This is a genomic window from Vibrio hangzhouensis (assembly GCF_900107935.1).
Classification (GTDB): Bacteria; Pseudomonadota; Gammaproteobacteria; order Enterobacterales; family Vibrionaceae; genus Vibrio; species Vibrio hangzhouensis.
Map to the genome: position 1 here is coordinate 1 of NZ_FNVG01000019.1, position 11,864 is coordinate 11,864.

Consider the following 11,864-nt stretch of genomic DNA (forward strand, 5'->3'; position numbering starts at 1 on the left):
TCTACAAGCTCGCAATGAAGCGGGCTTTATGATCACCTCTCATCACAAACCTATACTCAAGTGACCTCAAGATGCAGGACTCAGAGCTTCATCAAGGTGTTCAGTTCAAGGAAAATAGTTGAAGGAATGGCTATTCCCTTTCGAAGCTATTTGACGCAGAAATGGGCACCTTGATGAGCTCCCAAAGGGCGAGTTTACTTGGCTTCTACGCTTTGTTAGCGATTTTCGATTTAGAGCCACTAGATCTTCAAATCACTGCCGCGCCTAGAAGCCAAGTAATTCTCGCTGAACAAGCATCTTGAGGTTACTTGAGTATATACATAAGCCTATTATTTTCAATAAGTTGGCAACAGACTTTTAGAGATAAATCTAAACTGATGCTTACAAATTTGTATCCGTTTACCAGCCATATCACAGCCTTTTACTGCTATGATTCGCGCAAACCAATGAACCTCCAATTTTTCTCATCCTATTTATTGGTCAATCGGCCTGTCAGGCTCAGCATCTGACGGGCCTTTTTACAAAACGAGCAAACAAAAACGCCCCGAATGGCGATATTCAGGGCGCTATTTTTTATTGTCTGTCACTCTTATGATGCCCTCAAACTATAAAGGGCGAAAAGCAACGTAATCGGATTAACCGCCAATCAGAGCAGGAATACCTGGTAATTGACCTACGACAGCCAATGACCCTACGCAAACGACAAACGCCAATCCTGGAATCAGGTATTTATCTTTAGCAGAAAGCTCTTTCGCTCGTTCACGGTCACCAATAAAGCCCATGTTATCGAGCAGCATGGTTGTCGCCCAGCCAAATACCGGATTAACAAACGCACACGAGAAAATACAGATACCTGCACTCAGAGAATCTTTGTGCTTGTGAATCATCTGCATACCTGCTTCAAGTAGTGGCAGGAACACGCCCACGATCAATGCCACGCGAAGTACTGGTTCCCACATCGCCAAATCCATTGGATAGCCAAGTACAGACGCTAAAATACACAAGATACCAGTTAACAGAGCGCCTCCCGGAATAGGACGCTTAGCGATCGCTGCCGGAATCATGTAGGTTCCCCAAGAGGACGCAAGGTTACCGCCCCCTAGCAACGCACCAACACCCTGACGAATAGAAGCCCCCATCATGGTATCGTCAACGTTCATCAGAACACCCTTGGCATCTTTCGGGTAGTTGAGCTCCTGAAACACTCGGTGTCCCAGATAATCAGGGGACCACATTGCCACTGCAAGCAGAGCAAAAGGGATAACCGCGATGTAGTGCTCAAGCGTCGGCCAACCTAATTGCCAGCCAGTATCTTCACCCCACCAGTAAAACGGACTTAGATGAGGCAAGCCCGGTTCAGTGGTGAATGCAAACTCAGCCCCCATTGCATAAGCCACAATACCCGCCAATGCGGAGCACAATGGAATCGCGAGCCAGCGCTTGTTCACTTTCGCCAGATACGCATACACCAGTACGGTAATCCCGATGACGGCAAAAGAAATGTAACCGTGGCCACTGGCCGAGGCCCAGGCTTCGGTTTTATTGATCTGGCTTATCAATCCAACCGCCCCGAGGTAGATCAGCAAACCGCCCCGGACGCCGACCCCGGTTAGGGCCATCAGCTTCGATCCCCCCTTAGTAAAGGCAAGTATCAAACCAAAGACACAGACCATAAGCCCCAGTGCCAACGGGTGTCCGCCCGCTGCAGCAATTAACGGGATAAGAGGAATCATAGGGCCATGTGTACCCGCCAGGTTGGCATTGGGGTTCAGGATAGCCGAGAAAAGAATCACAAACAGAGCACCAGCGATAAGCAATTCATAACGCACGTTCTCTGCGACAAACTCTGGCGATAAGCCAAACTGAGCGGCAAATGCCGCTACCATTGCCGTTACCATAACCACTTTACCAATGGTTGCCGCAATGGCTGGTACCCAGTCTTCGATCTCTACACTGTAATCACGAAACGGAAGGTGGATCCCCCAGCGACGAAAACTCATGATTCTCAAATCATGATCGAGGAACTCTTCCCTACTCTCAAATTCCTGCGCCTTGCGGCGCATATCCCTATAAAAGGTTTTACTACTTCCAGACATACGTCTATTTCCTTAATGAACATGAGAACAACCTTGAATCGCTTTGCTCTGCTTACGTAAGGTATATCAACCTTCGATTGATACGAGACGACATCCCAGCCGCTACCGAACTTCTTCTTTTGACGCCAGAAGAGAGAGTAAAGTATTTGGTTTTCTCCTTAGTGATAATCAGCAAGCAATTGCTCACCGATTGAATCCGTGTTTCAACATGGAAGAAAATGTAAGCAAAATTTACGTGCTATTTTTTGATTTGAATTAGCGTCCGGCCACTCTTAACAAGGTAAGGTGGTATTTTTGTCGTAGTTGTGAAGCGGCGCACAATGACACTTGTTATGTATCTTTTTGAAATGCAACGAATTTAATAGGGCTAATATGAAGATCTCTGAGCACGCAAATCGCACCGAGAAGCTTTATGGCATAAGGGCTGAAGATATTCATAAGTGGATTGATGGTTTCTTTGACTACGACCGATTCGACCACGCGCTAAGAATGGGATCCGTCGTTGGTCGGGACCCCTATGACCATCGTCGCTTTCGTCACTGCAAAGAGGCCCTGGAAGAAGCCTACTCGGAGTTCGACAGCAAGTATTCTCGCCAGCAGATAAAAGACGTGTTTGAAGCCCACATCAAAGACGACTACGACGGCTATCTACCCTCTCGAACCGATTTTGAAAATGGCACATTCAAAGCCAAGTATCATGATGCCCGAGACTCGGACGAATTACGCGCAGTCCTGAGCGCTAACGAACTTGCCGAGTACTTTGATGGTTTGCACGCCACCAAGGAAGATGACCGTCGTTTTTTCACCCGGTTCAGCCTGCGTATTGTCGCCCCTTCTGTTTTAGCCTTAGTCCTGTTTGTCTCAGCCATCATCTTTATGATTCTGCCCTTTGTTGAGGACTCTATGGTCAATCAAAAGCGCCAGATGCTGGCAGAACTGACTTCTTCTGCCGTAAGTATTGTCGACAGCTATGTGGACCTGGAGAAGCGTGGTGTACTTTCCAGACAGGAAGCGCAGAATAGAGCCAGCACCGAAATCGGAGCTATGCGGTACGGTTCCGAAAATAAAGACTATTTCTTTATCATCGACATGCATCCAAATATGGTCATGCACCCTTATCGACTCGATTTAACCGGACAGGATCTGACGGATTATCAGGATATCGACGGAGTCGCTATTTTTGTTGAGTTCACCAAACTGGTACAGGCGCAGCAGCATGGCTTTCTGGAATACCTGTGGCAGTGGAATGACAGAGCAAACATTACCGCACCAAAGCTGACCTATGTAGAGGGCATTGAAGAATGGCAATGGATCATCGGTACCGGTGTGTATTTCGATGATGTTCAGCAAGGCATCGATAAACTGGAAGGCTCCCTGTATCAGATATTTGCCGCTATTTTCTTTGGCCTGTTAATTTGTATGGGCTTTGTCATGTCGCAAAGTAAGTCGATTGAAAACCGAAAAAAACGTGCAGAGCTCGCTTTACACGAGGCCAAAGACCGATATCGTGCCTTGGTCGAATCCTCCAACGAGGGCTACATTCTCGAGACTGACGGCAATATCCTCTATTCCAACGATTGCTTGCATCGGATGGTTGGCTACAGTGAATCGGAGCTGCGCGACCATTCAATCTGGCATAAACTGTTCCCTGAAAGCCCACAGAACTCGCCTGTCGTGCAACACCTGCTGGCACTGTTCAGCCAAGCCGCAAAGCCGGGCGAGTTCGAAGCGCAACTTCGAACAAAGAGTGGCAATACCGTTGATATTCTCCTTAGTTCATCTCGAATCTTCCTGTCTGAAAAACAAGGGCACGTGCTGTCGTTTCGCCCCATCACACGTAAAATATATGGCGGCAGTTTTGGTCTGGTTGAACAAGTCAGTAACTATCAGGAATTAACTAGCGCCATCACGACTGAGATTGAACAGAGTCAAACTCAAGGGCATGCGGTAGACGCGCTCAACCGACTGGCTGATGTGATCAGAGAAATGATTGAATCGGGCTCACGCCCTGATATTTTACGCCGTACTATCGGGACGGCCTACGATGCGGCAATCCGACGTTTTATTGATCTGACGATTTCGGAAATTGGAGAACCGCCTGTCCCGTTCAGCTTTATTTCGTTTGGTAGCAACGCGCGCCACGACATGACGCTCTTTTCCGATCAAGACAATGCCATCGTATTTGAAACTCCCGACCCTGACGACCTCAAGACGGTTCGGCGCTACTTTCTCCATCTGGCTGAGAACGTCTGCGCCATGCTAAATCAAGCCGGTTACCGATATTGCGAGGGGCTTATCATGGCCTCGAATCACCAGTGGTGCCTGAGCCTGGAAGAATGGAATAACAACTTCAGTCACTGGATTGAACAGGCCACACCAAAATCCATACTTGAGCTCAATGTTTTTTTCGATATCCGTGCAACTTATGGGGATCCCAGCCTGATCATGGCGATGCAGGATAATATTCAGGTGTTGCTAAAACACAATCCGGCATTTCTGCCCATTTATGCCAAAAACTGTCTGGCACACAAGGTGCCCGTCACGATGACCAAGCACATCAAGACAGAGAGACTGGACGGGCAGCCAACACTGAACTTAAAAGAATGTTTGCGTCCGATGGAGATATTTTGCCGAATCTATGCGCTGAAACATGATATCCGCGAAAGCAATACCGTGACCCGGCTAAAACAGCTGGCAGCGAAACAGGAAATTGACGCACCGACATTACGTGAAATGCTCTATGTCTTTGATCATATTTGGCATTTACGCTTTATGAACCAAATCGTAGAGTATACTGACTTGCGGAAAATCAACGATAACATCGTGCTCAACGAACTATCCAGTCTGGAAAAGCAGCATCTGGAAGCCGTGCTCAACCGCATCGTTGTTTTTCATGAAAAAGTGCAGCGAGACTTCCTCAAATAGCCGGTTTTAGTAAAGGGCATAATCACTTCATTCAGGAAGGTGCTGAATGACATTCCCTACAGTGCCAGCGTTCAAAACAGTATATCCCTGCTTTTTTAACCACAAGCAGGCACTACCTGAGCGCATACCAGAAGCACAGTAAACCACTAGGGTTTTACTCTTATCGAGTTTTTTAGTGTTTCCGGCAATCAGCGACTGTACCGGGATATTGATACTTCCCGGAGCACTGATGCCTGCATACTCCATTTCACTGCGCACATCGAGCAACTGGATGTCATCGAGACTAAGCTGCGCCAAGACACGACTCGCGCGGTTTGCTTTCCACTTTTTATAGATAAAAATGACTGCCAACAAACTAATTGCGATTAAAAACTGTTCGTTCACCTATACTCTCCAAACCGAAATATGACCTTTAACGCGCACCAGTATAACTACATTAATTAGCAATTGCTAATATTACTTAAGTAAGCTGCAATTAAAAACAGTCCTGAATCAAGTTGTCATTTTTCAAACAAACGTACCGTGAGGCTTCCTCCAGTAACCTTTGCCAAGAGGGACGCAATGCGCTGCTTTGCGCCCTCTCAAAGGTCAGTCATCCTTATTTCGCAACGCCACCTTTAGAACGGCAGGCGGTCATCGGCATCGCTACAACCTCACCATTTAACTGGCAGTCGACCAGAAAGCCAATTTTGCCGGAGCTTGGCCCCGCATAAGTCATGCTGGAAATCGCCAACAACACGCCAGCTAAAAACGACAACATCCTCTTCATAACAACATCTCCTTACTTTTGCCAAGTGGCTCACTAAGTATGAATGACCATAAAAAATACGCCGCATTCTCTTGGAAATAATTGTCGCTCGCGGCTTTTCATCGTAGTGAGAAAACTGCCTGGACCTCAAACAAAGGGCGAAAGGGATACCCTGACCAATAACTTGCTCACACTTTAGAAGTTACGGAATTAGCGACTATAATAAACTAAATGAATAGAAATCTATTGCTTACGTCCATTATTGCATCACTCATTATTACCCTCTCTGGGTGGTATTGGGTGTACTCGCTTACAACTCATCTCCAGCAAGATAAAATTATTCACGCCCAGCAGGTGGCGTTCGATAAAGCACGAGCGATTGAACTGGGACTCACACAGGCGCTTTCCATCACTCGCGTACTCGGGTTATTCGTTACACAAAATAGCGGCCGTGTAGACAACTTTGAAACATACGCGCATCAACTTCTCACGGACACTACGTTTATCGGCAACATCCAACTTGCCCCAGATGGAATCGTACAGCATGTCTATCCCTTGAAGGGGCATGAGGCAGCGTTAGGTCACGATCTACTGAACGATCCTGAACGACGGCTTGATGCCCTGCATGCCATCAATACTCAGGAATTGACCTTAACAGGCCCTATTCAGCTCAAACAAGGTGGAAGAGCATTAATCGGGCGGCTACCCATTTTTATTGAAAACCACCAAGGTACGCCGACGTTCTGGGGTTTTGCATCGGCACTGATTTACTTTGACACACTACTAAATAGTGTCGGTTTGGCCGAGAAAAATGAATCGTCTCATTGGTATAGCCTAGCAGTGGTAAATACAAAAACGGGTCAGCATTTACCCGTTGCCAACAATAACACCTTCAAATCACTAGACACTCAGGCTAAAGCTACCTCCCCAGTTTTATTGCCAAATCAACACTGGCTTTTGACTATTGGCGTACCCACGGCCACCTGGGAAGTCGTCGCGACACGACTCGGCTACTTCATGGTGATGTTAATTGGCGTAGCTACTGGTTTTTTGACCTGGAAATACTTACACCTTCCCAATCAACTACAACAAGCTGTCAAAAAGAAAACTCGGCAGCTAGAAACACTCTCCTTCACTGACAGTGTCACAGGGATTGCCAATCGTCGCTTTTTTATCAAGACATTGATTTCTGCACAGATCAACGAAAAAGCATACCACCCCAATGTTTTATTATTTGTCGACCTCAATGAGTTCAAGGTTATCAATGACAGGTATGGCCATCTTTTTGGCGACAAAGTGCTAAGGAAAGTAGCACAACGAATCGAGACGTGTACCCAAGGCCCAGATATCTCGGCTCGATTAGGCGGTGACGAGTTTGGACTGCTACTCTGTGATTGGGGTGATATCCAGAATCTTCAGCGGCGACTGACTGAACTCATGACATCACTGACTCAACCGATAGAAATTTCGGGCAATCGACTCACCCTTTCGGCCTCCATCGGAGCAGCTCTGATCCCAGAGCACGGTCTCCACGCCACAGAACTATTGAAGGCCGCTGATATCGCGATGTACCACGCTAAACAAATTAAGAACGGTCCACAATGCTGTTTTTACGAACCCTCAATGGCACAGAACTACAGGCGTTTACCCGAGTTTAAACGTGAGTTCGGCGACGCTTTGTCACATGGGCAGCTAAGGCTTTACTATCAACCTATCTACTGTTTAAAGAGTCAGTGTATTGCTCATTATGAAGCCTTAATTCGGTGGCAGCACCCGACGAAAGGGCTGTTGGCACCTGGTGATTTTTTAGACTTGGCGGAACAAACCGGATTAATGAAAAGCATGGAGACTTGGGTTCTTTCAAAAGCCTGTTCGGATATCGCAACCCATCAGGCGCTTTACAACCAAACCGTTCGTGTTGCCATCAATATGAGCCCGAACTTTTTGACGGATTCGGATTTGCTGGATTCAGTAGAGCGCTGTCTCCACCAGTACCAGTTAGCGTCCAACGCAATTAAACTGGAACTGACGGAAAGCAGTGTTCTGAGCAACCATGACATTGCTTTGAAAACACTTGTTGAACTCAAACACAAAGGTATTCAGGTCGCACTCGATGACTTTGGCACTGGGTACAGTTCTTTTTCGCTGTTGCACGAACTGCCTCTGCACTCCCTTAAGCTCGACAAAAGCTTTATTGACAAACTGCTTACCGACAATCGCGATTACTGCGTGGTAGAAAGCGTTATCGAGTTAGCCCACAAGCTCAATTTAGAGGTCATCGCTGAAGGCATCGAAACGCAAGAGCAAGAAGATAAGCTCACTACTCTCGGGTGCGATTTCGGTCAAGGCTATTTCTTTGCCAAGCCACAACCGGAGTTCAGCTCAACCAACCATGCTGCCAACTGCACTCAAAAACATTCGTGTCATCACCCATGCCTGCAGTCCACAGAGACCGACAGAGCGGATGCGCCAATTCCTGTGAACGCCATCATCAGTAAGATAACAGCTCACCATAATTTATAACAAGGGGCACGCTAGGCTTTGTGGCTAAACTGCGCTTGTAAAAATGGCAATAACAGCAAGCCTATCGTCGCCGAGCAGACTGAGATCACAACAAAAAAGCCATCCCAGTGAAAATAATCCAGCACTATCGCGATGGGATACCCCGCCAACGCCGCCCCCATATAAGCAAACAGACCGACAAACCCGGTTGCGGCTCCCGCAGAGTCTTTGTGAGAGCACTCTGCCGCAGCCATACCTATCAGCATCTGCGGCCCAAATACAAAAAAGCCTATGGCGAAAAAACCCGCTGACTGAAACACGAAATTGGTTAAAGGCATAAGCCATAATGCAGCCACAGATAAAAAAATACCCATAGCAAAGATCAGGTTCATTGGTCCTCGGTTGCCGCCAAACAGCTTGTCTGATCCCCAGCCAGCCACCAGCGAACCTACAAATCCACCGACCTCAAACAAAGACACCGAAGCATTGGCGTTGATCAAGCTGTATTGATGCTGCTCGGTGAGATACAGATTGCCCCAATCATTAATGGCCGTGCGCACGATGTAAACCAGTACATAACTGAAAGCCAGCAGCCAAATGTACTTATTATTCAGCACATACGACCAAAGGATCTGTTTGGGCTTAAGCCCCACCCCATCATTTTCCTGAGCCAGTTCCAACTTGTCATTTCGCCACTGACCAACACTTGGTAGACCCATCGAGGTCGGTTTATCACGCAGTCGCCAACAGAGAAATAAGCCTATCAGAACGCTTATTACACCCGGAATAATGAACCCTTCGCGCCAACTATAATGAAACGTTAAAAAGCCCACCAGCAAAGGAATCATCGCGCCACCGACGTTATGTGCGGTGTTCCAAAGAGACCAGAAAAACCCTCTTTCTGTTCTTGAGTACCAGGTGGTCAAAAGCTTGGAACAAGACGGCCACCCCCATCCCTGAAACCAGGCATTGAGTATCCACAGTGTAAACAGCGCAAACAATGAACTCGACAATCCAAATGCAACATTGACAAGCCCACTGGCTATCAGGCCAAGTCCCATAAAATAACGTGGATTGGAGCGGTCAGAAATGATGCCGGAGACGAACTTGGAGACTCCGTACATCAGATAAAAAAGTGTCCCCATCAGACCTATATCACCTTTATCCAATCCCAAGTCAGCAATGAGCGCAGGGGCCGTATAGTTGAACGTTTTCCGGCTCAAATAGAAACCGGCATAGCCCAGATACATACCCAGCATGATGTGAAAGCGCCAATATCGATACTGGCTATCGGTATCCACACATTTCTGTAGCTGAGTTTGACTTGCCGTCAGCATAAATCGCTCTCCATCATTTCAACGGTAAGTGCGCATCGATGGTGGTACCGTGCGAATGATCACCTTCATCCATCTGGCTGCGAATTGTCAGTTTGCCGCCCAACGCCTGTACGCGTTCCTGCATTCCCTTAAGACCAAAGCCTTTCTGACTATCTTCGAGACGAAAGCCAACGCCATTGTCTCGAATGCGCAGATTTATCGCCGTCTCCATGGTGATCACAATACTTACATGATTGGCCTTTGCATACTTGAGCACATTGTTCAACGCCTCCTGACACAGCCTGAACAATGTCACAGCCATCACATCCGATAACTCAGTTTCTGTATGACCATTAATAGTCAGCTCAACTTGAATACCTAACTGCTCAAATTCCATCTCACGCACCATCTGACGAATTGCAGAAATCGCATCAAGGTCATCCAGCGTTTTGGGCCGCAGCCGTGTGAGAAGTCCCTTGGTTGTGTCATAGACATTAAGCGACAGCGACTCAATAGTATTGGCGCAGCCTACACTCAGCTCAGGGTTACTAACGCGCTTGATGATGCTGGCCTGTGTTCGAATCGCCGTTATGTTCTGGCCAATTTCATCGTGCAACTCACGTGCTATGTCCTTGCGCACCGATTCCTCTGCCTGTACTAATTGTTTGGAAAGGTTTTTATTGCGATTAAGCTCGGTGCGTAATTGCTGGTTGAGGTCACGCTGTCGCTGAACGGCCATACCTAGCAGGATCCCTGTCAGAGACTGAGCACTGATAGACAAAAGCAAATCCGTAATCTCGATTTGCGATACACCACTTCGCGCCGCAATAAGTGCACAGCTATTCAATAACGTACCCAACAACGCTCCCTGCCAGCCATAGCGAAAAGCCAGCAAAATGATGGGAATCGCCAGACAAAATGGAGCAAAGCGACGCAACTCCTCGGGTAAACCAATCTGTAATGAAATACTGATAGCAAATAAAGTGACAAACAGCAGTATGGGCTTGACTGTCAACTCAAAAGGATGATGAATCAGGTTTGAAGTTAGCGGGCGCCAGGTGCTTTGGAAAAGGTAATTCCAGATGAGATAACAAGTAGGAACCAGCATCAGCCCACCCGTGATACTCACCAGACCAACAAAACTCAACGAATCAGTATGGGAGCCAACTGCCACGATATTGATGCATGCGCAAACAACAATGGCCAATGCCTGAACCGATAACCGTTGCCATTGCGCTCCCTGATAGAAGCGTGTTGCCAACAGAGCAACGGGTATGCTCGACACGCTGGCAGCTAATACCGTTAACCACTGAGGTTGACTCATTAAAGTCGCCAGTGAGATAGCCAATAACCATTCTGCGCTGTAAATGGAGGGCCAGTATTTCTTGGCGGTATGCAGAGTCAACCCTAAGCGCAGCGCAAAAGGAAAAAACAAAATGGCCAATTCCGCATCGTTGACAAAATAGTAGGAAATCACCCATAAGCAAAACCAACTGCATAGGGTTATGAGCCAGGCACTGGCACTCTCAACAAAAAAAGTACGCACTAAAACGCCGCTTCAACTCTGAATAGCTGAGCAAGTTCAACATTGTTTTTTATTGCCAGCTTATCCAATGCGTTAGCCCGATGCACATGCACCGTTTTGTGGCTCAGTCCCAACTTGGTCGCCACGGACTTAACATCTAATCCCGAAGCCAATAATTCACACACTTCGTACTCACGTTTGGTCAGCTTAGCTACCGATTGTTGAAAAGGTCTCGGTGAAGCAAGCTTTACTGCGATATCCGGCGTGAGGTAACACCCGCCATTGGCACTGGTGCGTACGGCTTGGATCAGCTCATCTGGACTGCAGCGTTTGGTCAGGTATCCCAGTGCCCCTAACTCCAGAGCCTTTTCCACCATAGCCGGTGAGTCATGGACACTAAGCATGATGCACGCTACTCCCTTAGGCATGACTTCCAATAACACCAGACCACTCTCATCTGGCATCGAAATATCGAGAATACACACATCCACCCCGCTGCCGGGCAATCCTCTTTGCGCGTCGGCAACAGAACAATATTCACCCACCACATTGATGTCATTCTCCAGATTAAGTAATTGAGCAAAACCAGAACGAACAATGGTGTGATCGTCGACCAAAGCAACATTTATCATAGAACTACCAAAAATTAGGAGGGAGAAAAGCGGAGGGTAAATTAACGCTGATGCATAGATTAGGCAAATAGCATTTCGTTCTAAAAAAGGCGCTATCTATGATGACGCTGATTCAGGCAA

8 protein-coding genes are annotated in these 11,864 nt (G+C 47.3%); 2 read left to right on the forward strand and 6 right to left on the reverse strand.

Features of this window, described 5'->3' with window-relative positions; all coding sequences use genetic code 11:
- Window positions 1-635 precede the first annotated feature (635 nt).
- On the reverse strand, window positions 636-2,096 hold the full coding sequence (locus C4S60_RS16815; RefSeq protein ID WP_103881524.1) for a DUF3360 family protein: 1,461 nt from the start codon (window positions 2,094-2,096) through the stop codon (window positions 636-638).
- Between the two features lie 372 nt (window positions 2,097-2,468).
- On the opposite strand from C4S60_RS16815, the gene C4S60_RS16820 reads away from it, so the two are divergent.
- Window positions 2,469-5,021 (forward strand): DUF294 nucleotidyltransferase-like domain-containing protein, encoded by a 2,553-nt coding sequence (locus tag C4S60_RS16820; protein ID WP_103881525.1) that lies wholly within the window; start codon window positions 2,469-2,471, stop codon window positions 5,019-5,021.
- A gap of 27 nt (window positions 5,022-5,048) precedes the next feature.
- Here the strand turns inward: C4S60_RS16820 and C4S60_RS16825 are convergent, their stop codons facing one another.
- Window positions 5,049-5,405 carry a rhodanese-like domain-containing protein gene (locus C4S60_RS16825; RefSeq protein ID WP_208623282.1) on the reverse strand — a complete coding sequence of 119 codons (357 nt, stop codon included), beginning with the start codon at window positions 5,403-5,405 and terminating at the stop codon, window positions 5,049-5,051.
- A gap of 214 nt (window positions 5,406-5,619) precedes the next feature.
- Window positions 5,620-5,790 carry a hypothetical protein gene (locus C4S60_RS23565; protein ID WP_160111376.1) on the reverse strand — a complete coding sequence of 57 codons (171 nt, stop codon included), beginning with the start codon at window positions 5,788-5,790 and terminating at the stop codon, window positions 5,620-5,622.
- A 210-nt stretch (window positions 5,791-6,000) separates the two neighbouring features.
- On the opposite strand from C4S60_RS23565, the gene C4S60_RS16830 reads away from it, so the two are divergent.
- Window positions 6,001-8,292 (forward strand): bifunctional diguanylate cyclase/phosphodiesterase, encoded by a 2,292-nt coding sequence (locus tag C4S60_RS16830; RefSeq protein ID WP_103881526.1) that lies wholly within the window; start codon window positions 6,001-6,003, stop codon window positions 8,290-8,292.
- 11 nt (window positions 8,293-8,303) lie between these two features.
- Here C4S60_RS16830 and uhpC read toward each other — a convergent pair whose 3' ends face one another.
- From uhpC to uhpA, 3 genes are read right to left on the reverse strand one after another with little or no spacing between them, the layout of a single operon-like run.
- Window positions 8,304-9,608, reverse strand: a complete 1,305-nt coding sequence (uhpC, locus tag C4S60_RS16835) for an MFS transporter (protein ID WP_103881527.1) — start codon at window positions 9,606-9,608, stop codon at window positions 8,304-8,306.
- Between the two features lie 13 nt (window positions 9,609-9,621).
- Window positions 9,622-11,133, reverse strand: coding sequence for a signal transduction histidine-protein kinase/phosphatase UhpB (gene uhpB, locus C4S60_RS16840; RefSeq protein WP_103881528.1), 1,512 nt, complete (start codon window positions 11,131-11,133; stop codon window positions 9,622-9,624).
- A complete protein-coding gene (gene uhpA / locus C4S60_RS16845) occupies window positions 11,133-11,744 on the reverse strand; it encodes a response regulator transcription factor UhpA (RefSeq protein WP_103881529.1) in 612 nt (203 codons plus the stop codon). The genes uhpB and uhpA overlap by 1 nt, the downstream gene beginning before the upstream one ends.
- Window positions 11,745-11,864: the final 120 nt, after the last annotated feature.